The organism is Nocardia abscessus (assembly GCF_015477775.1).
Classification (GTDB): Bacteria; Actinomycetota; Actinomycetes; order Mycobacteriales; family Mycobacteriaceae; genus Nocardia; species Nocardia abscessus_A.
In genome coordinates, this window is record NZ_JADLQO010000005.1 from 192,174 (window position 1) to 215,609 (window position 23,436).

The window sequence follows — 23,436 nt, forward strand, 5'->3', positions numbered from 1 at the left end:
GGTTCGTTCGGCACGTGCGCGCTATTGGACGGTGACCGACCCGCGCATCTCCGGGTGCAGTGAGCAGAGGTAGCGGTAGTTGCCCGGGGTGGTGAAGGTGTAGCTCCACTCACCTCGGTCGAAGATCGGGCTGTTGATGCCCATCGCCTTGTCTCCGATGCCCTGCACGCTGTGCGGGACCTTGTCGTCGAATTTCCAGGTGACCGTGTCGCCGACCTTGATGGTGACTTCCGCCGGGGAGAATTTCATGTCGTCCACCGCGACGGTGGCGGCGGCGGGCTTGCGCTCGCCGGTCTGCTGGGCGGTGGTGGTCGGCCGAGCCGGTTTCCTCGTGGTGGTGGCGGCCGAATCGGATTCGTCGCCACCGCAGCCGGACAGCAGCAGCGCCCCGGCGAGGGCGGCTCCCGTGATGGCGCGGAGGGTCCCGGTGCGGTGACGGACGCTTGGCATGATGGCCAAGCGTAGTAGCCCACACCGACGGAGGGAGCGGCGATGTCCACGCAGCGGGGCTATTTCACGGTCGAGGAGGTGCGCGCGGCGGAAGCCGAGCTGTTCACCCGGGTGCCGGACGGCGTACCGATGCGGCGTGCGGCGCACGGTCTGGCGACGGTGGTGGCAGGCGAACTCCGGGAGCGCACCGGCGGCGTCGCGGGACGAGCGGTCACCTTGCTGGTCGGGTCCGGCGACAACGGCGGCGACGCGCTCTGGGCCGGAGCGCAGTTGCGCCGCCGCGGCGTCGCGGTCACCGCGGTCCTGCTGAACCCGGAGCGCGCGCACGCGAAAGGACTTGCGGCGCTGCGCGACGCGGGCGGACGGATCGCCGACGACCCGGGCGACCCGGACCTGGCGGTCGACGGCATCGTCGGCATCTCCGGTCGTGGCCCGCTGCGGCCGCGCGCGGCGGAAATCGTTGCGGCGCTGCACGCTCCGATCATCGCGGCCGACCTGCCCAGTGGCGTCGACCCGGGCACCGGCGCGATCGACGGCCCAGCCGTCCGTGCGGAGGTCACCGTGGCCTTCGGCGCGTACAAGCCGGTGCACGCACTCGCCGCGCCGCAGTGTGGCCGAATCGAGCTGGTTCCCATCGGTTTGGATCTGCCTGCGCCGAGTCTCGTCGCGCTGGAGCCGGCATCGATCGGCGCCGCGTGGCCGGTTCCCGGCCCGTCCGACGACAAATACACACAGGGTGTGACGGGGATCTGTGCGGGCAGCGCGACGTATCCCGGCGCCGCGGTGCTGTGCGCGGGTGCCGCCGTGGCCGCGACTTCGGGCATGGTGCGGTATGCGGGAACCGCGGCGGCCGAGGTGCTGAACCACTTTCCCGAGGTGATCGCCACCCAGCGGATCGCCGATACCGGTCGCGTCCAGTCCTGGGTCTTCGGACCCGGCGCGGGCACCGACGCCGACGCCCGGCAGCGCCTTTCCGAAATCCTCGCCACCGACCTCCCGGTCGTGGTCGACGCCGACGGCCTGACCCTCCTGGCCGCGGAACCGGAACTGGTGCACGGCCGTGCGGCCCCGACGGTCCTGACCCCGCACGCGGGCGAGTTCGCTCGTCTCACCGGGCGCGAAACCGGCCCGGACCGGGTGGCTGCCGTCCGTGAGCTCTCAGATTCCTGGCAGGTGACGGTGCTGCTCAAGGGCCGTGCCACGCTCGTCGCCGCGCCCGGCCGTCCCGTGCTGGTCAACGAAGCGGGCGGTTCGTGGGCCGCGACGGCGGGCGCGGGTGACGTGCTCTCCGGCATCATCGGAACGCTGCTCGCCGCGGGCCGCGACCCTGCCTGGTCCGCCGCCGCGGCCGCACGGGTGCACGCGCTGGCCGCGAACCTCGCCGCACATGACGACGCGCCCTCGGGAGCCCCCATCTCCGCGACCGCCCTAGCTGCTCACGTCCGTCCCGCGATCGGTGTCCTGCGTCGCCTCGCGCACCCCTTCTGACCTGTCCCGCAGCTCTTTCCGCAGAGAGGAACGACGTGGTGTGCCTCTCGCGCCGAAGTATCGGGGCGGCCGGGCGCTACACCACAGCCGGCCGGTCAGTAGGTCCACCGGCGGAGTTCGGCGCGCGATCGAAGGGCATCGACGGTTACCCAGCGAACCGTTGTGCCGAGGTCCGCGTGTCGCGCGGTCGTGATCGGCGCCGGTGGTGGCGCCGATCACGTGTGCCGACCGGCGCGCAAACCGATTGGAACCAGAACCGAGCGCGCCAATAGACTCGACCGCAACCGACGCAACGACCGATCTCGAGAACACATGGGTAACTCGCCGGGTAAACCCAGAACTCAGGTGGCACCGGACGCAGGACCCGAGCACGAATCTCGCGCCACCCACCGGTACGACCTGAATCCCCGGAGAGGCGGAACAGAGAGGCGGAACACACTGCCGTGAATGCGCAAGTGGAAACGGTCATCGACCTGGATGCCATCGCCCACAACGTGCGGATCCTGCGGGAACACGCAGGTGATGCCGCGGTGATGGCGGTGGTGAAGGCCGACGGCTACAACCACGGCGCGGTCGAGGTGGGCAGGGCCGCTCTCGCGGCGGGGGCGGCCGAGCTGGGCGTCACGACGGTGGCCGAGGCCGTGCAGTTGCGCGCGGCCGGGATCACCGCGCCCATCCTGTGCTGGCTGCACAACACCGACACCGACTTCGCGGCCGCGGTGGCCGCCGATGTGGAGATCGGCATCTCCTCGCTCGCCCACTTGCGAGCGGTCGAGGCCGCGGCGCGTGCGGCGGGCCGTACGGCGACGGTGACCGTGAAGGTGGACACCGGCCTGAACCGCAACGGCGTGTCGCCGGTCGAGTACCCGGAGGTGCTTGCCGCGCTGCGCCCGCTGGTCGACGAGCAGGCGGTGCGTTTCCGCGCGATCTTCTCCCATCTCGCGCACGCCGACGAGCCGGAGCATCCCAACAACGACGTGCAACGCGCCCGCTTCCTGGAGGCGATCGCCACCGCCAAGGAACACGGCTTGGAGCCGGAGCTGGTGCACATCGCCAACTCCGCCGCCACCCTGACCCGGCCCGATCTGGCCTTCGACCTTGTCCGGCCGGGGATCGCGGTGTACGGCCTGTCGCCGATATCGGACAACGATTTCGGCCTGCGCCCCGCGATGACGTTCCAGGCCGCGGTAGTGCAGGTCAAGCGGGTGGCCGCAGGTGAAGGCGTTTCCTACGGACACCAGTGGATCGCGCCGCACGACACCACGGTCGCGCTGATCCCAGCGGGTTACGCCGACGGCGTGTTCCGTCCCTTGAGCGGACGATTCGACGTCTGGCTCGGCGGGGCGCGGCGCAGAAATGTCGGCCGGGTGTGCATGGACCAGTTCGTCGTCGACCTGGGCGACAACGCGGCCGGTGTCCGGGAAGGCGACACCGCGATCCTCTTCGGCGCACGACCGCATGCCCAGGAATGGGCGGACCTGCTCGGCACCATCCACTACGAAGTGGTGTGCTCGCCGCGCGGCCGGGTCACCCGGCGCTTCACCGGTGACGTGCGATGAGCCGCTTCCGGGTGACCCCGCTGCGTGGCGGGCTGGCCACCGTGGGCGTCGTCGGTGCGCTGGCGGGCGCTCATGCGCTGCGCCGCGCCGGCGCGCGCGTGCTGTGGCCCGCGCGCCGCGACGACTATCGCGACGAGGATTTCGGGCTGATCGATGCCGACCGCGCGGGCACGGTGCTCGCCGATGACGGCGTCGCCTTGGCCACCCGGACCTGCGGCCCCGACGACGCGCCGGTGACGGTGATCTTCGTGCACGGCTTCTGCAACAGCATGGCGTCGTTCCACTTTCAGCGGCGTGACCTGGAAAAGCGGTGGGGCGCACGGGTTCGCATGGTCTTGTTCGACCTGCGCGGGCACGGTCGCTCCGGCGTGCCGAGCGCCGCGAGCTGCACGATCGCCCAGCTCGGGTGCGACCTCGCGGCAGTGTTGCGCGCCACTGCCCCGAACGGGCCGGTGGTGCTGGTCGGGCATTCGCTGGGCGGGATGGCGATCCTGGCCGCGGCCGCGCGGTTCCCGGATTTGTTCGCGGCGCGGGTGATCGGGGTCGCACTGCTGTCGACCGCGGCCGCCGAGGTCACCGCGGCCGGCATCGGGCAGCTGCTGCGCAATCCCGCGATCGACGGCTTCCGGCTGGCCGTGCACACCGCGCCCGCGCTGGTGCAGGCCGGACGCGTCACCGCGCGGCACGTGATCGCGCCGATCCTGCACGTCAGCTCGTTCCACGGCCCGGTGAGCCCGACCCTGTCGCGTTTCACGACGCTGATGATCGACCGGACGCCGGTGGAGACCATCGTGAAGTTCCTCCAGTCCATCGAGCTGCACGACGAGTCGGCCGCGTTGCCCGCTCTGGCGGGCACACCGGTGCTGGTGCTCGGCGGCGACCGCGATCTGGTGATCCCGTTCCGCAATTCGCGCGCGCTGGCCGAGGCGCTGCCGGGCAGCGAACTCATCCGGCTCGAAGGCGCGGCGCACATGCCGCACATGCAGTACCCGGACATCGTCAACGCCGCGCTGGAGCGATTGCTGGTACGTGCCGGTGCGATCGAGCCGGTGGCGGGGGACGCTTCGGAGGTGGCCGGTGGCTGATCCGGGGTATCGGGTGTTGCCCACCGTCGCCGACACCGAGGCGCTCGGCCGGGAACTGGCCACGGATCTGCGCGCCGGTGATCTGGTGGTGCTGGACGGGCCGCTCGGCGCGGGCAAGACCGCGCTCACCCGTGGCATCGCGGCGGGGCTCGGCGTGCAGGGGCGGGTCAGCTCGCCGACGTTCATCATCGCCCGCCAGCACCGCGCCGGGCAGCGCGAAGGCGGGCCGCCGGTGCCCATGGTGCACGTGGACGCCTATCGGCTCGGCGGCGACCTCGACGAGCTCGACGCACTGGACCTGGACACCGATCTGCATCAGGCGGTGGTCGTGGTGGAGTGGGGCCGCGGCGTGGTGGAGCACCTCGCGGAGCGCCACCTGCGCGTGCTGCTGTCGCGTACGCCGGATTCGGATGTGCGCACCGCGATCTGGGAATGGGTGGATTAGCTATCGGGTAGCTATGCGTCGGTGACGCTTACCACCCGGTATCGTTGGGCCAATCATGCTTGTACTAGCCGTCGACACCGCGACACCCGCCGTCACAGCGGGACTGGTGGAGCTGGAGCCGGGCGCCGACGTGGCGGATCCCGTCCGGGTACGGACCGTCGCCTCCCGGGTGCGCGTCGACCCCCGTGCCCACGCCGAGGTGCTCACCCCGCAGATCCTCGAATGCCTCTCCGAGGCAGGCCGTTCCAGGACCGAAGTCGACGCGATCGTCGTCGGGGTGGGTCCGGGGCCGTTCACCGGTCTGCGCGTCGGCATGGCCACCGCAGCCGCGTTCGGTGACGCGCTCGGCATCCCGGTCTACGGCGTGTGCAGCCTCGACGCGATCGCCGCCGACGCTGCCGCCGACCCTGCCGTGCCGCCCACGGTCGACCTCCCGGCCGACGCCGAACTGCTCGTGGTGACCGACGCGCGGCGGCGCGAGGTGTACTGGGCGCGCTACCGCCGAGGCGTGCGGGTGGCGGGACCCGAGGTGTGCAAGCCCTCGGACCTGGACACCGACCAGGCCACGGCCATCGCCGGATCTGCTTCGCACGTCGACTTCTTCGACCTTCCCGTAGTCCCCGCCGAGACGCCGTCGCCCGTCGGATTGGTGCGCGTCGCGGCTGCCGAGCTGCTGTCGCGCAGCGTTCCCGAGCCACTGGTTCCGCTGTACTTGCGCAGGCCGGACGCGGTGGAGAACGCCTACCGCCGACTCGACCGGACGGGAGCGTGACGTCCGTGGCTTTCCGCATCGAGCCGATGGTGGCCGCCGACATCACCCGCTGCGTCGAACTGGAGCAGCTGCTGTTCCCGGAGGACGATCCGTGGGCCGCCGTGGCGTTCCGGTCCGAGCTGGCCGGCCGGCACAACCGCTACATCACCGCACGCGACGACGACGGGCGAATGGTGGGCTACGCGGGTATCGCCCTGCTGGGTGATGCCGAACACCCCGAGGCCGAGGTGCACACCATCGGCGTCGATCCCCGCTGCCACCGCGCGGGCGTGGGCACCCTGCTGCTGGAGGCGCTGCTCGCCGAGGCGGGCAGGCGCGGCGGGCCGGTGTTCCTGGAGGTCCGCACCGACAACGCGGCCGCGATCGCGCTGTACGCCAAGCACGGCTTCCACATCATCGGCTTGCGCAAGAACTACTACCACCCCAGTGGCGCGGACGCGTACACGATGCGCAGGCCCGCGCTGAGCAGCGAGGACCGGCGGTGGCGCACGCCGGACGAGGTGTTGTCGTGATCATCATGGGCATCGAGAGCTCCTGCGACGAAACCGGAGTCGGCATCGTCCGCCGCCACCCGGACGGCACGTGCGAGCTGCTCGCCGACGAGGTCGCCTCCAGCGTGGAGCAGCACGCGCGCTTCGGCGGCGTCGTCCCCGAGATCGCCTCGCGCGCTCATCTGGAGGCGATCGTGCCCGCCATGCGCCGCGCGCTGTCGGCGGCGGGAATCGCGAAGCCGGACGCGCTGGCGGTGACCATCGGCCCCGGCTTGGCCGGTGCGCTGCTGGTCGGCGTCGCCGCCGCGAAAGCGTATGCGGCGGCCTGGGACGTGCCTTTCTACGCGCTCAACCATCTGGGCGGGCACGTCGCGGTGGACACCCTGGAACACGGGCCGATGCCGCCGTGCGTCGCCCTGCTGGTGTCGGGCGGGCACACCCACCTGCTGCACGTCACGGATCTGTCCGAGCCGATCGTCGAGCTGGGCAGCACCGTCGACGACGCGGCGGGCGAGGCGTTCGACAAGGTGGCGCGCCTGCTCGGGCTGGGCTTCCCCGGCGGTCCGGCCCTGGATGCCGCCGCGGCGAGCGGTGATCCGCGCGCCGTCGCGTTCCCCCGGGGCATGACCGGGCCGCGCGATCCGCGCTACGACTTCTCCTTCTCGGGACTCAAGACCGCGGTGGCCCGCTACGTGGAGGCGGCCCAGCGCGACGGCGTCGCCGCCGAGGATCTGCCCATCCCCGATATCGCGGCTTCGTTTCAGGAGTCGGTCGCGGATGTGCTCACCATGAAGGCGGTTCGCGCGGCCCAGGACGTCGGTGTCGGCACGCTGGTGCTCGGCGGAGGCGCGACGGCCAACTCCCGGATCCGCTCGATGGCCGAGGAGCGTTGCGAGGCGGCCGGTTTGACCCTTCGGGTGCCCAAGCCCCGGCTGTGCACGGACAACGGGGTGATGATCGCCGCACTGGGCGCGCATGTCATCGCGGGCGGCGCGGCGCCTTCACCGCTGACGGTAGCCACCGATCCCGGTCTACCGGTGTCGGTGAGCATGGTCCGCTGACCTGCTCGATCCCGGCGAGCGGCCCTCGCCCGTCATATCCCGGGCTGTCGGAGCAGGCGAACTACGGCCTCAGTTCGGGAGGAAAAGTCTCGGGTTCGACGCCGACCCCGAGTTCCCTTGCGGCGGAAGCGGCAGGCTCGACCGCGCGGGCGCCTGATTCGGTGCCGAGTTCGCGCCGGGAGCCGCGGCGCTCGGCGCCGTCGGCGACAGTGTCCGGCTCGACGGCGGCTCGGGCGAAGCGGTCTGCGACGCATTCGGATTGCCGAACAGCGGACCCAGCAGTTCGGGGAACGGTATCGGCGGGAGGTTCGGGTCCGGCCGCAGCGTGGGTTGCGTGGGCGTGATCACCTGCGTGGTCGGCGGAACGCCGGTCGCGCTCTGCGGCCCGCGTTCGGTGGTCGTCGGCGCGCTGCCCGCGCTGTCTGCGCTGCCCGCGCTGTCGGCGGTGTGGCCGTGCGTGGTGGCCGCCGCGGTCGACGGCGGTGCGGATGTGGGGGTCGGCAGGTGCGAAGCGCTGCTCGTGGTGCCCGCGGGTGAGACCTCGTCGTCCGCGGTGGGCGCGAACGTCTTCACGCCGTAACCGACGATCAGGCCGACGACCACGAGAGCTCCGGCCAGGGTGCCGAACACCTTGGTGACCGTCCCCGCCGGCGCGTCGCCGCCGAGCGCGCCCACCGGGAACACCGAAGGCTGCACCGAATCCGCGACCAGCGCCGCGCCTTTCGCGGTCACCGCCTCGGGGTCCGGCACGGTGAACACCGGGACCTCCAGCGCGGCGGTGAGTGTGTCGAGCACCGCCGGGATGTTGGCGCCGCCGCCGATGACCGCGACCGCCTGCGGTTGCCTGGGCGCGCGGGCGAACGCCGCCGTGACGAACAGCGCCAGGTCGCGCAGCAGGTCGGCGATCAACTCTTCGAAGTCGGCCCTGGTCAGCTTCAGCGGACGCCCGGCGACGTGGTCGATGGTGACCGCGGGCGCGATGGACAGGTGCTCCTTCGCCGCGCGGCCCCGGTTGGTCAGCATGCCGCGGTTGGGCCGGGTGCCGCGCCGGGCGAAGTGCATGTCCACCAGATGGTGGTAGATCAGGTCGTCGATCGCCTTGCCGCTGACGACCGCGGTGCGATCGGAACGGAGCACCGATTCATCGGTCCGGTCGGCGACGGTGACGCTGAGGCCGGAGGCGCCGAGGTCGACGATGGCGACGGTGTCGTAGCGGTCCAGCAGGCCGGTGTGCTTCAGGTAGGTCAGGGCGGCGGTGGCCTCCGGGATCAGCCGCAGGTCGCGCTGTTTGCCGGTGGCCGAACGGATTATCTGCGCCTGCTCCTTGGTGCGGTAGGCGACCGCGACACTGGTGGGCGGATGACCGGTCATCGGTTCGGCATCGCGCGGCGCGCCGGCGAACCGCCCGCCGACCGGACCGATGATCTCGCGCGGCGGCTGTGTGGTCGGCAGCTGGGTGGTCATCAGCTCGATCGAGGAGGCCACCAGGTCACCGAGATCGGAATGGGCCGCGTCGGCGGAGACGACGCGGTAATCGAAGCTCTGCGCGCCGTTGGACGCGGTGGCGACCAACGCCGAGCACACCACCTCCGCCCCGGCCGAGATGCCGAGGGATGTTCGCATGTTCACCTCCCTTCGAGCGGATGGTCATGGTGTCGCCGACCATCTCGAATGGACTGCCGGACCGCCGTGTGGATGACGCGCGACCCGGACCGGGAAACGAACCGGCCCCTCGTCCGGGTGGGTCGCGGGGACCGGCCATGGATCACGTGTGTATTGCTCTCTGGTGAAGCTGGTAGTGCGACGATCGTGCTGCGACGCTGCGTGTTTCGGCGGCGCTGTGGTACCGGTGTGCGGCCTCGCCGCCGCCCGCGGGCGACGAACGTGGCGGCCGGACAGCGACCGTCGTCAATAGTGTCACAATCCGTTATCCGAACGTTACTGTTTCTCCGAACTTATCGCCAAGCCGGAGCGTCTTCGGCGCGCCGCGCAAAGTTGGCACCGCCCAGCCTTGAGCGCTGGCACTCTCATGTATAGAGTGCTAGTCGGCACTGTGTGTAGTGCTTGTGCCAGCAGCTTGACCACTGGGCAGGGGTCCCGGCACCCGCGACGACGGGGCTATGCGCAGGGTCAGCACCGTGACCAACCGATGAGTCCGGGGCAACAGTCCCGGACGACCGAATCCCCTGAAAGTGGAGGGCTCAACGTGGCGAGCGTGAACATCAAGCCGCTCGAGGACAAGATCCTCGTCCAGGCCAACGAGGCCGAGACGACGACGGCCTCCGGCCTGGTCATCCCTGACACGGCGAAGGAAAAGCCGCAAGAGGGCACCGTTGTCGCCGTCGGTCCCGGCCGGTGGGACGACGAGGGCGAAAAGCGCATCCCGCTGGATGTCCAGGAGGGTGACACCGTCATCTACAGCAAGTACGGCGGCACCGAGATCAAGTACCAGGGCGAGGAGTACCTCATCCTGTCGGCGCGCGACGTGCTGGCCGTCGTCACCAAGTAGCCGATCGGGCACGCATGCGTTCCGCCCCGGTGTCTTTCGCGACCCGGGGCGGAACGCGTTCGGCGCCGACATCCCGGCACTGAAACACGCGGTGCGAGCGACGGGCCCGTGGCGGCCCGGAGCGCCGCAATCCACTACAGGAGCGAATCCTCATGGCAAAGCAGATCGAGTTCGACGAGAAGGCTCGCCGGGCTCTGGAACGCGGCGTCGACAAGCTCGCCGACGCGGTGAAGGTCACTCTCGGCCCGCGCGGACGGCATGTCGTGCTCGCGAAGTCCTTCGGCGGTCCGACCGTCACCAACGACGGCGTCACCATCGCGCGCGACATCGAGCTGGAAGACCCGTTCGAGAACCTCGGCGCGCAGCTGGTCAAGAGCGTCGCCACCAAGACCAACGACGTCGCGGGCGACGGTACGACCACCGCCACCGTGCTGGCCCAGGCGCTGGTCCGCGCCGGGCTGAAGAACGTTGCCGCCGGCGCGAATCCGATCGTGCTCGGCTCCGGCATCGCCAAGGCCGTCGACGCGGTCTCCGAGGCGCTGCTCGCGCTGGCCACCCCGGTCTCCGGCGAGCAGGCCATCGCGCAGGTCGCGACGGTGTCCTCGCGTGACGAGGAGATCGGCGAGATGGTCGGCAAGGCGCTGACCACCGTCGGCAAGGACGGCGTCGTCACCGTCGAGGAGTCCTCGACGCTGCAGACCGAACTCGTCGTCACCGAGGGCGTGCAGTTCGACAAGGGTTACCTCTCGCCCTACTTCATCACCGATCCCGACAGCCAGCAGGCCGTCCTGGAGGACGTGTTCGTCCTGCTGCACCGCGAGAAGATCAGCTCGCTGCCGGACTTCCTGCCTCTGCTGGAGAAGGTGGCCGAGAGCGGCAAGCCGGTCCTGATCATCGCCGAGGACGTGGAGGGCGAGGCGCTGTCGACCCTGGTGGTCAACGCCATCCGCAAGACGATCAAGGCCGTGGCCGTGAAGGCCCCGTTCTTCGGCGACCGCCGCAAGGCGTTCCTCGACGACCTGGCCGTGGTCACCGGCGGCACCGTTGTGAACCCCGATCTGGGCATCACCCTGCGTGAAGCGGGCCTCGACGTGCTCGGCAAGGCACGTCGCGTCGTCGTCAGCAAGGACGACACCACGATCATCGACGGCGCCGGTTCCGCGGCGGACGTGGAGGCGCGCGTGGCGCAGCTGCGCCGCGAAATCGAGTCCACCGATTCCGATTGGGATCGCGAGAAGCTCGAGGAGCGGCTGGCCAAGCTGGCCGGTGGTGTCGCGGTGATCAAGGTCGGCGCGGCCACGGAGACCGCGCTCAAGGAGCGCAAGTACCGCGTCGAGGACGCGGTGAGCGCCGCCAAGGCCGCCGTGGAAGAGGGCATCGTGCCCGGTGGCGGCACCGCGCTGGTGCAGGCGAGCGGCAAGCTCGTCGAGCTGCGCGACTCGCTGTCCGGTGACGAGGCCGTCGGCGTCGAGGTGGTGCGCACCGCGCTGCAGGCGCCGCTGTACTGGATCGCCACCAACGCGGGCCTGGACGGCGCGGTGGTGGTCAGCAAGGTGGCCGAGGGCAAGGAGGGCTTCAACGCCGCCACGCTCACCTACGGCGACCTGCTCACCGACGGCGTGGTCGACCCGGTCAAGGTGACCCGTTCGGCCGTCGTGAACGCGGCGTCGGTCGCGCGCATGGTGCTCACCACCGAGAGCGCCGTGGTCGACAAGCCCGCCGAGGAGCAGCACGATCACGGCCACCACGGCCACGCGCACTGAGCGGAGCGCCGCTGCGGGGCAACACCGTCGACAAGGCCCCCGAACCACGTGGTTCGGGGGCCTTGCCCGTCCTGGCGACAAGCCGGGGCCGTGACGTGACTACCGCTGGTAGGCGAGAGTTTTCCGAAGCTCGACGCGCTGTCTGCCGCGGGACCGGAGGATCACGGGATGATCCGGGCGGTTCGGCCCGTACGCGCGGAGCGGGAATGCCTGGCGGAGCGCCGGATTCAGCTGGCGACCGGGGGCTGTTCGGCGGCGATGGCCGCGAGTAGACGAGCACGCAGCGACGGCGGCGGAGTGGCCGCCGTGGCTGCGGCGAGAGCGGAGAGTGCTTCTTTCGTGTCTCTGACTTCCCTGACGAACTCCGCGCGTAGCACGGGGTCCTCGTTGTCGAGCAATTCCTGCACTTCCTGATGGTCTTCGTCGTCGATCGATCCGAGCGCGACGGTGTGCGCGAGATCGATCTGGCGTTCGTTCATCTCACGTCACCCCCAAACTTTTCTTCAGTCGTGTCAATCCGTCCCGAATCCGGGACTTAACCGTAGGTAACCCTACGTCGAGGTAGGTGGCTACCTCCGCATAGGTGCGCCCGCCGTAGTAGGCGAGCGAGATGGCTTCCCGCTGGGTCTCGGTGAGTGTGGCGAGCCCAGCCAGGACGGCCCGTTGTTCGAACCTGCGCTCGACCTCTTCGGTGACCTCGTCGAATTCGTTGCCGAGCACCCGGATCCCGTACGCGACCTCGCGCTGGGTGTGGGCTTGCTCGGCGCGCACCCGGTCGACGGCGCGCCGGTGCGCGAGCGTCATCAACCAGGTCACCGCGGAACCCTTCGCCGGGTCGAAACTCGATGCCATCCGCCAGATCTGCAGATAGACCTCTTGTGTGGTTTCCTCCGCGTATCCCGGATCGTGCAGGACGCGCAAAACGAGACCGAAGACGCGCGCGGACGTCCGGTCGTACAGTTCGGCGAATGCTTCCTGGTCGGCCCGGCCGCATCGATGTAAAAGCGCGGCGAGCTCGATACTTTCGGCTGCGCGTGCCGTAACCGCAGAATCCACCGTGGGTGGGAAGGCTTCTCTTCGGAACGAGTCGCCCTCTGCGGCTGGCGGCCGCGTTGTCACAACGCTCCATTCTGTGTCATCGGTCACTACCGTAGCGCGCCGCTATGACCTCCCTTCCGGTGGGGTGCCCACAAGCTCGTCAAGGGGCCGGCGCCGCGTGGCGAAAAGCGCCGACACGCCGGAGATCTCGGGAGGAGACACGCCGTGACACGCCGAGCGCTGTCGCACTGTGCCGGAACCGGCGGGTGCACGGCTTCCGGCGTCCGCTACGGCGGCCGGCCGATCGATGGTGACCGATCGGAGCCCACACGCCGACCTCCGGCGAGGAACCGGTCACCGTGTCGCGTGAGCGGCTCGGCCGAAGCACTGTTGCAGTGGCCCGTTATTTGCTAGGGATTCGACGCCCGTTGGCGTGCGGATGGGAGGAGATTGGTTCAGACGGCCATGCGGCGGCGGTTGCGCCGCGCGTGCATCTCGCGCTCGGTCTCCGACATGCCGCCCCAGATGCCGTAGGGCTCGCTGACTTTCAGCGCGTGGGTGCGGCACTGCATGAGCACCGGGCAGGTGCGGCAGATCTCCTTGGCGCGCATCTCGCGCGCGGTGCGGGCTCGGCCACGCTCGCCGTCGGGATGGAAGAACACCGCGGAATCCTGCCCGCGGCACGATCCTCGCATCTGCCAATCCCAGACATCGGCGTTGGGTCCCGGGAGGTGGGTCGGCATGGGCATGGTGAACTCCTCGTGGTGCGAGCTCGTCAGCGTTGTCGAGCAGTTGTTCTGCAACAGTTCGTGGGCCACGACGCCGTGTCGGCGGGGGTGCCCGGGGGGCTCGCCCTTCGCGGTCGCTGCAATTTCGCGCGGCGCCGTCCGTGGCGATGAGCTACGTTAGGTCCAGCCGCGAAATTCCGTCAATAGTTCGACGCAGCACTTTTCCAAATCTCGCGCTGTCAAATTTAACCTCCGAACTGTTTACTTTTCGTGTCGGTTCCGGCGATACTGTTCGGTTGGCCGCAGGCGGCTCGGACCTGCTTGTGCCGTGCACCGGCGCGTTTCCGCAGGTAGCGGCGATTTCTGCGATGTAGGGACGCTTCGGCCGGGATGCCGGGCGTATGGCGGCCGTCACCCAGGGCGCCGACGGCCTTCGCGGCGCGTGGATCCGAAGATGGCGGAAACGGGGCCGGGAAGTTAATAACGCGAAACGCGCATGAATTCCCGACGCGGCAGCCGGGCGATTGCCGGGGCTAGATTTACCTAATGGCAACATCCGCTCGGCGCGGAAATGCGGAGCGGATGCCGATCGGGTCGTCGATCACCTTTCGTCGTCCCGGCACGCGCGGCGGTCAGGATAGAGTGCGCCCGTGTTCGCGCCCGCTCCGCTCGGAGATCCTCACGTCGCGGTCCTCGCCGAGGCCGCCTTCGGCGCCGATCCGGGTCGCGCCGCCGCCGAGTTGCCGCCCGCTTCCGACGCGCTCGGCCGGTGGTATCGCGCGGTGGTGCTCGGTGGCCAGGGACGTTACGCCGCGGCGCGCGCCGAATTGCGAAGGGTATGCAACCACAGCTCCGACCCCGTACTCCTCTCACTGGCGAGAAGTACGGAGGCCTCTTTCCTCCGCCAGCTCGGCTGGCACGAGCGTGCGGCGGCGTTCGACGGCCGTGCCGCCGCACTGATCCTCACCGCCGATGTCGCGACGCAGACCGGCGCCGCCCGCGATGCGGCGAACGAGGCGGGCGGCTACCGACCCGGCCGTGCCGACGCGATCTGTGACGCGCTCACCGGGCTGGCCGCCGACGCGCTGGGCGCCGGGCGGCTCGCCCTGGCGGATCGGCTGCTGCGGCGCAGCGCGGCGGCGGCGCGCCGGTACGAGGCCGGCTGGCGTCCAGCGATTCGCCTGTGCTGGGTGTCCGCGGAAATGGCCTTGGCGACAGGCGATTCCGAGTCGGCGGCGGCGCACGCGGCGGCCGCGCTGGAGCTGGCCGACCGATCCCCCTCGGTGCGGCACCAGGTGAAGTCACGCCTGCTGGTCGCCGCGGCCGACACGGTGCGTGGCGCGCGCGAGCGATCCGGCGTGTCGGCCGAGGAGGTCGCCCAGCGGTGCCGCGAGCACGGGCTGCTGCCGCTGCAGTGGGCTTGCGCCATGCTCCGCGCCGGATCGGGCGAGGAGAACGCGGCGGCGGAGGCGGCCGAATGCGCAGCGGCAATCGCCCGTGGTGGCGGGACATTGCGCCCCCTGGTAGCGGGCAGGTGATCCCGGAGACCACCGTGTTGCCCAGTTCCCGGCAACGGGTCGCTATTGTTAGATCCGTTCCGCCCCTTCGGTGGAAGCACTGGTCGTCACCGGACCGTGCCACTTTGTAACGCCAGGAATATCTCTGACGATGACGCACACGGGCGAAGAGTTGGACCTCGCCGTCGCTGCCGCTGCGCAGGGCGACAGATCCGCTTTAGCTCAGGTACTGGAGATGATCCGCCCGCTGGTGGTGCGCTACTGCCGCGCGCGGATCGGAGCCGCGGAGCGTGGGCAGCTCTCCGCGGACGACGTTGCGCAGGAGGTTTGCCTGGCCGTGATGACAGCCTTGCCCAGGTATCAAGACCAGGGCAGGCCCTTCATGGCCTTCGTTTACGGAATCGCTTCGCACAAGGTCGCCGACGCGCATCGCAACGCCGCCCGTAACAAGGCGGAGGCGATGGCCGAAGTACCAGATGTCATATCCACCGACCAGGGACCGGAACAACGAGCTCTCGAGTCCGAGACGAGCAGACAGATGAACCGTTTGCTCGCGACGCTTCCCGAGAAGCACCGGGAGATCTTGATCCTGCGCTTGGTCATGGGTTTGTCAGCGGAAGAAACCGCAGTCGCCGTGGGCAGTACGGCGGGTGCGATACGGGTGGCCCAACACAGGGCACTCGCGAAACTCAAGTCACAAGTGGCGAGGGCAGGTGAAATGTATGGCTAGGGATGGCGAGCGCGGTCGGGGTGACTGGAAGGCGCGGCTTGGATCGCGGAACAGCGGTCCCTACGCCGAGGCGTCCGGTGACACCGGCCCGGTCGACATCGCCGCGGTACGCCGCGACGATGCTCTGATCGACGCCATCGCCAGCGATGGTCCGGTGCACACCGACAGCGCCGAGGAGTATCAGCTCGCGACGCTGCTCGCGGATTGGCGGGCGGAGCTGATCGCGGCTCCGATGCCGGCCGAACCGGACCTGGACGTGATCGTGGCCGCGGTCAACCAGGAGATCGGCGCGCGTCAGGTTCGCATCGGGGCGCACAGCGGCGGGCGACTGCGGCTGCTACGCCCGATCATGGGCACTGCGGCCGCATTGGCCCTGGTCATCGGCGGCATGACGGCGTTCTCGTACAACGCCGAGCCGGGTGATCCGCTGTGGCGGGTCAAGGAGGTCGTGTTCAGCGAACAGGCTCAGACCACCGTCGTGCAGCGGGCGGGCGACGATCTGAACGAGGCTTCGACGCTGGTCACGCAGAATCCGACGCAGGCGAAGGTGCGCCTGGAGCGGGCGAAGGAGAGCGCCGCGCAGGTCAGCGATCCGGAAAAGCGCGCCGAGCTGATGACCGAGTGGGAGCGGTTGCTCGCGGAGCTGAGCAAGGTGGACAAGGACCTGGCCGACCAGCTCGGGTCGACGGTGCCCAAGACCACCGACCCGCGTGCCACCCCGGGCACCAGCGCGACGACGAAGCCCAGCCCGACCAGCGGGGGAACGACGATCCTGCAGCAGCCGGGTGACTCGACGAACAATCCCTCCCCATCGGCCGACGCGACCGCGCCGAACGGCGGTGGCACCACGAACGGCGGTGGCACCACGAACGGTGGCGGCACGCCGACCACGGCGCCTCCGGTGACGACGCCGCCGCCTGCGGCGACCACACCGCCGGCGACCGGGGAGCCCGCGCCGCCGGCGCAGCCGCCCACCACGGAGGTCAAGCCGCCCACGGGTGAACCCACCGCGGATACCGGCAATCCCACGGTGGCGCCGCCACCGCCGCAGCCGGCCACACGGCCGCCGACGCAGGACAACAACCAGCCGCCGACCTTCAGCGTGCCGGTGATTCCCAACCCGGGCTCGTTCACGCCGCCCGGCCGCTGACCGAATATCGAATAGACGAACCGATCGCCAGCCAGGCGATCGGTTTTTTTGTCTTTCTCAGACCTTTTGTCTTTCTCAGACCGGACGGTTCGAGAATCCGCGCATCAGAGGGTTACTCGGCGGCGCGCCGAAGTTTCGGCAAACGATCGGCGCCGTGATGGTGTGCGTCGAAAATCACAGCGGCAGCGATACGCGGCCCTCGGATCGGCCGCGTGCGTTCAGGTCGGGCAGGCCTCAGCCGTCGAATCCGTCGAACCCGTCGCCGTGGAAGGCCTCGTTCATCGAGGCGTCCGCGTATCCCCGGCAGTAGTCCCAGGTGACGTACGCTTCCGGCGTCGGGTCGTAGGCGGGCTCGTGCGGGCGGACCGTGCCGTCGACCAGCAGTTGCAGCAAGTTGGCGCGCAACATGTCCCAGTCGTGGTAGTGGTCCTGCCTGCAGTCTTCGCAGCTGACCACGAGTCCGCGGATCCCGCGGTGGGCCAGCAGCGCCTCGTAGACCGCGAGGTCGGCGAGATCCTCCTCGACCGCAAGGCGCTCGTGGGGATCCAGCGGTTCACCGGGCTCGATGGCGTCGAGCGCGGCGGACGGGTCGGAGGGGTCTCCGGCGAACGGATCCGGCGGCAAGCCAGGTGGTAGATGGTCACGCACATCCCCACGGTACGCAGAACAGGGTGGTCTGCGCCAGCTATGCGGCCTGCCAGTTTCGGTGGTGGGCTCACTTCGTCGGCGAGTTCACCGGACAGATACCATGGAGCACAGGCTACGGCGGGTCTTCACCGCATCGCCGCCGAACACCACCGTCCATCCCATCAGCCGTCACGGCGCCGGTTCTGCCGGCGCCGGTCGCTATCGACGTCCAGGAGGGGTCGATCCGAATGAGTAATCCCGTACCGGGCGAACGAATCGCAGTCCGCCCTCCTACGGGTGGCGACGATCCGAACAAGATCGCCATGCTCGGCCTCACATTCGACGATGTGCTGTTGCTGCCTGCCGCCTCGGATCTCATCCCCAGCTCTGTGGAGACCTCCAGCCTGCTGACCAGGGAGATCCGCCTGCGCACCCCACTGGTCAGCTCGGCCATGGACACGGTGACCGAGGCGCGGATGGCGATCGCCATGGCCCGCGCGGGCGGTATGGGCGTGTTGCACCGCAACCTCTCGGCGGCCGACCAGGCTTCCCAGGTGGAGACGGTCAAGCGGTCCGAGGCGGGCATGGTCACCGACCCGGTGACCTGTCGTCCGACCGACACGCTCGCCGAGGTGGACGCCATGTGCGCCAGGTTCCGCATCTCCGGGCTTCCGGTGGTGGACGAGACCGGTGCGCTTGTGGGCATCATCACCAACCGCGACATGCGTTTCGAGGTGGATCAGGACCGCCGCGTCGCCGACGTGATGACCAAGGCTCCCCTGATCACCGCGCAGGAGGGCGTGACCGCCGAGGCCGCGCTGGGACTGCTGCGCAGGCACAAGGTGGAGAAGCTGCCGATCGTCGACGGCAACGGGCGCCTGCGCGGCCTGATCACCGTCAAGGACTTCGTCAAGACCGATCAGTACCCCAACGCCACCAAGGACCGCGACGGCCGCCTGCTGGTCGGCGCCGCGGTCGGTGTCGGCGAGGACGCGTGGTCGCGTGCCATGACGCTGGCCGACGCGGGCGTCGACGTGCTGGTGGTGGACACCGCGCACGGTCATCAGGCGCAGGTGCTGCAGATGGTGACCAAGGTCAAGGCCGAGGTCGGCGACCGGATCCAGGTGGTCGGTGGCAACGTGGCGACCCGCGCGGGCGCCGCGGCTCTGGTCGAAGCGGGTGCGGACGCGGTCAAGGTGGGCGTCGGCCCCGGCTCCATCTGCACCACCCGTGTCGTCGCCGGTGTCGGCGCACCGCAGATCACCGCGATCCTGGAGGCGGTCGCCGCGTGCAAGCCCGCGGGCGTCCCGGTGATCGCCGACGGCGGCATCCAGTTCTCCGGCGACATCGCCAAGGCCATCGCCGCGGGCGCGTCCACTGTGATGCTCGGCTCGTTGCTCGCGGGCACCGCCGAGTCCCCCGGCGAGCTGATCCTGGTCGGCGGCAAGCAGTTCAAGAGCTACCGCGGCATGGGCTCGCTGGGCGCCATGCAGGGCCGCGGCCAGGCCAAGTCCTTCTCGAAGGACCGCTACTTCCAGGACGATGTGCTGGCCGAGGACAAGCTGGTCCCCGAGGGCATCGAGGGCAGGGTGCCGTTCCGCGGCCCGGTCAACCAGGTGATCCACCAGTTGGTCGGCGGCCTGCGCGCGGCGATGGGCTACACCGGCTCGCAGTCGATCGCGCACCTGCAAGAGGCCCAGTTCGTGCAGATCACCGCGGCCGGCCTCAAGGAGAGCCACCCGCACGACATCACCATGACCGTCGAGGCCCCTAACTACACCGGACGGGGTTAGCCCGCTAGGTTCATGTACAGGACCAACCGGTCCGTGCATGATTGAGCTTGCCCACCGGCTGTGGCGGTGAGCACGCCGCGCGGGAGTTGGCGGCGCGTCCTGTGCTGCCCACCTGCCCCCCACAACGTAACCACTGGAGGCGCGAGTCTTACGAGCGCCGTTCGCGGCCCGGCTCGCGTTCCAGCGGTCGAAGCGCATGCGCCATAGGCGCGAGTCTCGACCGCTGGAACGCGAGCCATCAAGGGGCCGCGAACACGCAGCGCCGCAGGCGCTGCCGAAATTAAGGAGATTTCGCGTGCGCGACATGGTGGAGATCGGCATGGGCCGGACCGCCCGGCGTACCTACGAGCTGGACGACGTCGACATCGTCCCCTCGCGCCGGACCCGCTCGTCGAAGCAGGTCTCGCTGGCCTGGCAGCTGGACGCCTACCGCTTCGAGATCCCGTTCCTCGCGCATCCCACCGATGCCCTGGTGTCGCCGGAGTTCGCCATCGAACTCGGCCGCCTCGGCGGTCTCGGCGTGATCAACGGCGAGGGCCTGTGGGCGCGGCACGCGGATGTCGGCGCGAAGATCGATCAGTTGCTCGAGCTGGTCGGCAAGGGCGGGTACGAGCGCGCCGTGGCGCTGCTGCAGGAGCTGCACGCCGCGCCGATGCAGCCGGATCTGCTCGCCGCCGCCGTCGCACAGGTGCGCGCCGCCGGTGTCACCGTGGCGGTGCGGGTGAGCCCGCAGAACGCGCGCACGCTCACCCCGGCGCTGCTGCAGGCGGGCCTCGACCTGCTCGTGGTGCACGGCACGATCATCTCCGCCGAGCACGTCGGCGACGGTGAGCCGCTGAACCTCAAGACCTTCATCGCCGAGCTGGACGTGCCCGTGGTCGCGGGCGGCGTGAGCGATCACCGCACCGCACTGCACCTGATGCGCACGGGCGCGGCGGGTGTGATCGTCGGCTACGGTTCCTACCCCGGTGCGACCACCACAGGGGAGGTGCTCGGCATCGGCGTGCCGATGGCCACGGCCATCGCGGATGCCGCCGCCGCCCGCCGCGACTACCTCGACGAGACCGGCGGCCGTTACGTGCACGTCATCGCGGACGGTGACGTCGCCACCTCCGGGCAGCTGGCCAAGGCGATCGCGTGCGGTGCGGATGCCGCCATGCTGGGTGTTCCGCTCGCCCTGGCGGCCGAGGCGCCGGGTCGCGGCTGGTACTGGCCGTCGGCGGCCGCGCACCCGTCGGTGCCGCGCGGTTCGCTGCTGCACGTCGACGATCCGTGGGATCTGGGTGGCGAGACGGTCGGCGACACCGTGCGCCCGAGCCTGGAGCGGGTGCTCTTCGGTCCGTCCGACGATCCGTTCGGGTCGCTGAATCTCGTTGGCGGACTGCGACGTTCGATGGCCAAGGCCGGATACTCGGATCTGAAGGAATTCCAGAGGGTCGGCCTGAGCGTCCGTGCTTGATTGCGCTGGGTCTGATTTGCAGCGCCTGCGGCGCTGCGTGTTCGCGGCCCCTTGATGGCTCGCGTTCCAGCGGTCGAGACTCGCGCCTGTGGCGCATGCGCTTCGACGGCTGGAACGCGAGCCGGGCCGCGAACGGCGCTCGTAAGACTCGCTTTTCCGGGGATCGCCGAGTGGCTGGGATGTGTCGCGATCGGCGCTCGTAAGACTCGCTTCTCCAGTGGTGGCTGGGAGGGCGTGGCGGGCGGGTTCATCGGACGCGGGTCGGTTTCGTTCTGGCGCGCAGGAACTGCTGGATCGCGTGGTTCACCGGCTCGGGGTGGGTCATTGTCACCGCCAGGCGCGCGTCCGCGATCTCGATGAACGTGGCGCCGGACAGGCCGAGGGCCAGTTCCTGGGCGCGCTCGCGGTCCATGCCGCTGTGTGTGGGGTGGATCACCAAAGCGGGGCAGGAGATTTCGCGGAGGCGATCGAGTACCGAGTCCCGGCTCAGCAGGCAGCCCGCCGCGACCTCGATGCCGCGGCGATCGCGCACCAGCCACCGCTGGGTCCAGATCGTGCGGTACCACTCGTCGTCGCCGATCAACCAGGAAGCCAGCTGGTGCACGGCGCGCTCGCGGGAACCGTCGTCGTACCACTGCTCGAGGAACTTCTGCGTGGCGGTGGACTGCTCGGGGGTGGGGCCGTGCGCCTCGGTGCTGATCAAGATCAGCGCGGAGACGCGTTCCGGCGCGATCAGCGCGGTGCGCAGCGCCGTGAAGCCGCCCTGCGCGGTGCCGCCGATGACGGCCTGTTCGGCGCCGAGATGATCGAGCACGGTCAGCGCGTCCCTGGCCGCGGTCCAGTAGGTGAAGGGTAGGCCCTCGTCCCTGGTACGGCCGTGGCCGCGGGCATCCCAGGAGACGATCCGGAATTCCGGTGCGAGCGCGGCCGTTTGGGCGGCGAACATGGTGCGGTCCATGAAGAACTCGTGCGCCAGCAGTACCACCGGGCCGTCCCCGCCGCTGTCCTCGTAATGGATGTCGGCATCGATCGCGCGGGCGAAGGGCACGAGCAGAAGGATAACCAGCGAGCCGGGCCGCGCGTGACGATTCGGGCGGTCGGCTCGGCTCCCGCGCGGGGGCCGCTGTGCCGATGATTCGCTCGTTTCGCCGCTCACTAAACTGGGTGGGTGGCACAAACCCAGAGACCGGTCCTCGTCGTCGACTTCGGAGCACAGTACGCCCAGCTGATCGCACGGCGGGTTCGCGAGTCGAGCGTGTACTCCGAAGTGGTTCCCCACACCGCGACGGTGGAGGAGATCGCCGAGAAGCAGCCGCTCGCTGTGATCCTCTCCGGCGGCCCGGCCAGCGTGTACACCGAGGGCGCGCCGCAGCTGGATCCGCGCTTGTTCGAGCTGGGGCTGCCGGTCTTCGGCATCTGCTACGGATTCCAGGCGATGGCCCAGGCGCTGGGCGGCACGGTCGCGCACACCGGCACCCGCGAGTACGGGCGTACCGAACTCAACATCGACGGCGGTTTGCTGCACGGCGGCCTGCCGACCATTCAGCCGGTATGGATGAGCCACGGTGACGCGGTCACCGACGCGCCGGAGGGCTTCGAGGTCACGGGCACCACCGCGGGCGCTCCGGTCGCCGCGTTCGAGGACCGCGCTCGCCGCCTCGCGGGTGTGCAGTATCACCCCGAGGTGCTGCATTCGCCGCACGGACAGCAGGTGCTGAGCCGGTTCCTGCACGAGCTGGCCGGCATCCCGTCCACCTGGACCCCGGCGAACATCGCGGATTCGCTGATCGCCTCGGTACGCGAGCAGGTCGGCGACAAGCACGCGATCTGCGGGCTGTCGGGTGGGGTGGACAGCGCGGTGGCCGCAGCGCTGGTGCAGCGTGCCATCGGCGACCGTCTGACCTGCGTGTTCGTCGACCACGGCCTGCTGAGGGCGGGGGAGCGCGAGCAGGTGCAGCAGGATTTCGTCGCCGCGACCGGCGCCAAGCTGGTGACCGTCGACGCGGTGGAGAAGTTCCTCGGTGAGCTGAAGGGCGTGACCGATCCCGAGGAGAAGCGCAAGATCATCGGGCGGGAATTCATCCGGTCCTTCGAGGACGCGGTGGGTGAGGTGGTGCTCGAGCACGGCGACGCCGACGGCGCGGCGCCGAAGGTCGAGTTCCTGGTGCAGGGCACGCTGTACCCGGACGTCGTCGAGTCCGGCGGCGGCACCGGCACCGCGAACATCAAGAGCCATCACAATGTCGGCGGCCTGCCCGACGACCTGGAATTCGAACTCGTCGAGCCGCTGCGGCTGCTGTTCAAGGACGAGGTCCGCGCGGTGGGCCGCGAGCTCGGTCTGCCCGAGGAAATCGTTGCCCGGCAACCGTTCCCGGGTCCGGGCCTCGCCATCCGGATCGTCGGTGAGGTCACCGCGGATCGGCTGGAGACGCTGCGCAGGGCCGACGCCATCGCCCGCGAGGAACTGACCGCTGCGGGTCTGGACCGGCAGATCTGGCAGTGCCCCGTGGTGCTGCTCGCGGAGGTCCGCAGCGTCGGCGTGCAGGGCGACGGCCGCACCTACGGCCACCCGATCGTGCTGCGCCCGGTCTCCAGCGAGGACGCCATGACCGCCGACTGGACCCGGCTGCCCTACGAGGTGCTCGAACGCATCTCCACCCGCATCACCAACGAGGTGGCGGAGGTCAACCGCGTGGTCCTGGACGTGACCAGCAAGCCGCCGGGCACCATCGAGTGGGAGTGATCTCCCGGCCGCACGGCGGTCGGTAGCC

At 69.9% G+C, this 23,436-nt stretch carries 22 protein-coding genes; 15 read left to right on the plus strand and 7 right to left on the minus strand.

The annotated features are described in order from the left end of the window. Positions 1–21: 21 nt before the first annotated feature. Positions 22–450, minus strand: a complete 429-nt coding sequence (locus IU450_RS15980; RefSeq protein WP_195150577.1) for a cupredoxin domain-containing protein — start codon at positions 448–450, stop codon at positions 22–24. A 42-nt stretch (positions 451–492) separates the two neighbouring features. On the opposite strand from IU450_RS15980, the gene IU450_RS15985 reads away from it, so the two are divergent. The 7 genes from IU450_RS15985 to tsaD all read left to right on the plus strand — a co-directional run bounded on the left by IU450_RS15985 (position 493) and on the right by tsaD (position 7,351). Continuing rightward, complete coding sequence (locus IU450_RS15985; RefSeq protein WP_195150578.1) at positions 493–1,938, plus strand: NAD(P)H-hydrate dehydratase; 1,446 nt, start codon at positions 493–495, stop codon at positions 1,936–1,938. A gap of 443 nt (positions 1,939–2,381) precedes the next feature. Continuing rightward, positions 2,382–3,497 (plus strand): alanine racemase, encoded by a 1,116-nt coding sequence (gene alr / locus IU450_RS15990; RefSeq protein ID WP_324197692.1) that lies wholly within the window; start codon positions 2,382–2,384, stop codon positions 3,495–3,497. Further along, positions 3,494–4,582, plus strand: a complete 1,089-nt coding sequence (locus tag IU450_RS15995; RefSeq protein ID WP_195150579.1) for an alpha/beta fold hydrolase — start codon at positions 3,494–3,496, stop codon at positions 4,580–4,582. Before alr ends, IU450_RS15995 begins: the two co-directional genes overlap by 4 nt. Further along, positions 4,575–5,027, plus strand: coding sequence for a tRNA (adenosine(37)-N6)-threonylcarbamoyltransferase complex ATPase subunit type 1 TsaE (gene tsaE, locus IU450_RS16000; protein ID WP_043687676.1), 453 nt, complete (start codon positions 4,575–4,577; stop codon positions 5,025–5,027). The genes IU450_RS15995 and tsaE overlap by 8 nt, the downstream gene beginning before the upstream one ends. 55 nt (positions 5,028–5,082) lie before the next feature. Beyond that, a complete protein-coding gene (gene tsaB / locus IU450_RS16005) occupies positions 5,083–5,799 on the plus strand; it encodes a tRNA (adenosine(37)-N6)-threonylcarbamoyltransferase complex dimerization subunit type 1 TsaB (RefSeq protein WP_195150580.1) in 717 nt (238 codons plus the stop codon). 5 nt (positions 5,800–5,804) lie between these two features. Continuing rightward, positions 5,805–6,311, plus strand: a complete 507-nt coding sequence (rimI, locus tag IU450_RS16010; RefSeq protein ID WP_181722517.1) for a ribosomal protein S18-alanine N-acetyltransferase — start codon at positions 5,805–5,807, stop codon at positions 6,309–6,311. Further along, on the plus strand, positions 6,308–7,351 hold the full coding sequence (gene tsaD, locus IU450_RS16015; protein WP_195150581.1) for a tRNA (adenosine(37)-N6)-threonylcarbamoyltransferase complex transferase subunit TsaD: 1,044 nt from the start codon (positions 6,308–6,310) through the stop codon (positions 7,349–7,351). Before rimI ends, tsaD begins: the two co-directional genes overlap by 4 nt. A 69-nt stretch (positions 7,352–7,420) precedes the next feature. Here the strand turns inward: tsaD and IU450_RS16020 are convergent, their stop codons facing one another. Beyond that, complete coding sequence (locus IU450_RS16020; RefSeq protein WP_195150582.1) at positions 7,421–8,974, minus strand: Hsp70 family protein; 1,554 nt, start codon at positions 8,972–8,974, stop codon at positions 7,421–7,423. Positions 8,975–9,557: 583 nt separating this feature from the next. On the opposite strand from IU450_RS16020, the gene groES reads away from it, so the two are divergent. Continuing rightward, a complete protein-coding gene (groES, locus tag IU450_RS16025; protein WP_028479292.1) occupies positions 9,558–9,860 on the plus strand; it encodes a co-chaperone GroES in 303 nt (100 codons plus the stop codon). Positions 9,861–10,012: 152 nt separating this feature from the next. After that, a complete protein-coding gene (gene groL, locus IU450_RS16030; RefSeq protein WP_195150583.1) occupies positions 10,013–11,623 on the plus strand; it encodes a chaperonin GroEL in 1,611 nt (536 codons plus the stop codon). Between the two features lie 227 nt (positions 11,624–11,850). Here groL and IU450_RS16035 read toward each other — a convergent pair whose 3' ends face one another. The 3 genes from IU450_RS16035 to IU450_RS16045 all read right to left on the minus strand — a co-directional run bounded on the left by IU450_RS16035 (position 11,851) and on the right by IU450_RS16045 (position 13,410). Next, positions 11,851–12,102 carry an RskA family anti-sigma factor gene (locus tag IU450_RS16035; RefSeq protein ID WP_181722509.1) on the minus strand — a complete coding sequence of 84 codons (252 nt, stop codon included), beginning with the start codon at positions 12,100–12,102 and terminating at the stop codon, positions 11,851–11,853. Position 12,103: 1 nt separating this feature from the next. Further along, positions 12,104–12,679: a sigma-70 family RNA polymerase sigma factor gene (locus IU450_RS16040; protein WP_195150584.1), complete on the minus strand. Its 576-nt coding sequence runs from the start codon at positions 12,677–12,679 to the stop codon at positions 12,104–12,106. Positions 12,680–13,116: 437 nt separating this feature from the next. Beyond that, positions 13,117–13,410: a WhiB family transcriptional regulator gene (locus tag IU450_RS16045; RefSeq protein ID WP_040865039.1), complete on the minus strand. Its 294-nt coding sequence runs from the start codon at positions 13,408–13,410 to the stop codon at positions 13,117–13,119. A 629-nt stretch (positions 13,411–14,039) separates the two neighbouring features. Here IU450_RS16045 and IU450_RS16050 point away from each other — a divergent pair. From IU450_RS16050 to IU450_RS40600, 3 genes are all read left to right on the plus strand, one after another. Further along, positions 14,040–14,927, plus strand: a complete 888-nt coding sequence (locus IU450_RS16050; protein ID WP_195150585.1) for a hypothetical protein — start codon at positions 14,040–14,042, stop codon at positions 14,925–14,927. A gap of 130 nt (positions 14,928–15,057) precedes the next feature. Beyond that, positions 15,058–15,636, plus strand: coding sequence for a sigma-70 family RNA polymerase sigma factor (locus IU450_RS16055; protein ID WP_040864971.1), 579 nt, complete (start codon positions 15,058–15,060; stop codon positions 15,634–15,636). Further along, the gene (locus tag IU450_RS40600) at positions 15,629–16,786 is read left to right on the plus strand and encodes an anti-sigma-D factor RsdA (RefSeq protein WP_195150586.1); all 1,158 of its coding nucleotides are present in this window, start codon (positions 15,629–15,631) and stop codon (positions 16,784–16,786) included. The genes IU450_RS16055 and IU450_RS40600 overlap by 8 nt, the downstream gene beginning before the upstream one ends. Before the next feature lie 234 nt (positions 16,787–17,020). Here IU450_RS40600 and IU450_RS16065 read toward each other — a convergent pair whose 3' ends face one another. Beyond that, positions 17,021–17,434 (minus strand): DUF5319 domain-containing protein, encoded by a 414-nt coding sequence (locus IU450_RS16065; RefSeq protein ID WP_039795739.1) that lies wholly within the window; start codon positions 17,432–17,434, stop codon positions 17,021–17,023. A gap of 227 nt (positions 17,435–17,661) precedes the next feature. On the opposite strand from IU450_RS16065, the gene guaB reads away from it, so the two are divergent. Continuing rightward, positions 17,662–19,206: an IMP dehydrogenase gene (gene guaB, locus IU450_RS16070; protein WP_195150587.1), complete on the plus strand. Its 1,545-nt coding sequence runs from the start codon at positions 17,662–17,664 to the stop codon at positions 19,204–19,206. A 295-nt stretch (positions 19,207–19,501) separates the two neighbouring features. Next, positions 19,502–20,665 (plus strand): GuaB3 family IMP dehydrogenase-related protein, encoded by a 1,164-nt coding sequence (locus tag IU450_RS16075; protein ID WP_195150588.1) that lies wholly within the window; start codon positions 19,502–19,504, stop codon positions 20,663–20,665. A 247-nt stretch (positions 20,666–20,912) separates the two neighbouring features. Here IU450_RS16075 and IU450_RS16080 read toward each other — a convergent pair whose 3' ends face one another. Next, entirely contained in the window at positions 20,913–21,713 is an 801-nt protein-coding gene (locus IU450_RS16080) for an alpha/beta fold hydrolase (protein WP_195150589.1), read from the minus strand. 120 nt (positions 21,714–21,833) lie between these two features. Here IU450_RS16080 and guaA point away from each other — a divergent pair, with 120 nt between their 5' ends. Then, positions 21,834–23,408 (plus strand): glutamine-hydrolyzing GMP synthase, encoded by a 1,575-nt coding sequence (gene guaA, locus IU450_RS16085; RefSeq protein ID WP_195150590.1) that lies wholly within the window; start codon positions 21,834–21,836, stop codon positions 23,406–23,408. Positions 23,409–23,436 lie beyond the last annotated feature (28 nt).

Coding starts and splice junctions, on each gene's coding strand:
- IU450_RS15980 (WP_195150577.1), bottom strand. CDS start 450: ATGCCAAGCGTCCGTCACCGCACCGGGACCCTCCGCGCCATCACGGGA.
- IU450_RS15985 (WP_195150578.1), top strand. CDS start 493: ATGTCCACGCAGCGGGGCTATTTCACGGTCGAGGAGGTGCGCGCGGCG.
- IU450_RS15995 (WP_195150579.1), top strand. CDS start 3,494: ATGAGCCGCTTCCGGGTGACCCCGCTGCGTGGCGGGCTGGCCACCGTG.
- tsaB (WP_195150580.1), top strand. CDS start 5,083: ATGCTTGTACTAGCCGTCGACACCGCGACACCCGCCGTCACAGCGGGA.
- IU450_RS16020 (WP_195150582.1), bottom strand. CDS start 8,974: ATGCGAACATCCCTCGGCATCTCGGCCGGGGCGGAGGTGGTGTGCTCG.
- groL (WP_195150583.1), top strand. CDS start 10,013: ATGGCAAAGCAGATCGAGTTCGACGAGAAGGCTCGCCGGGCTCTGGAA.
- IU450_RS16035 (WP_181722509.1), bottom strand. CDS start 12,102: ATGAACGAACGCCAGATCGATCTCGCGCACACCGTCGCGCTCGGATCG.
- IU450_RS16045 (WP_040865039.1), bottom strand. CDS start 13,410: ATGCCCATGCCGACCCACCTCCCGGGACCCAACGCCGATGTCTGGGAT.
- IU450_RS16055 (WP_040864971.1), top strand. CDS start 15,058: ATGACGCACACGGGCGAAGAGTTGGACCTCGCCGTCGCTGCCGCTGCG.
- IU450_RS40600 (WP_195150586.1), top strand. CDS start 15,629: ATGGCTAGGGATGGCGAGCGCGGTCGGGGTGACTGGAAGGCGCGGCTT.
- guaB (WP_195150587.1), top strand. CDS start 17,662: ATGAGTAATCCCGTACCGGGCGAACGAATCGCAGTCCGCCCTCCTACG.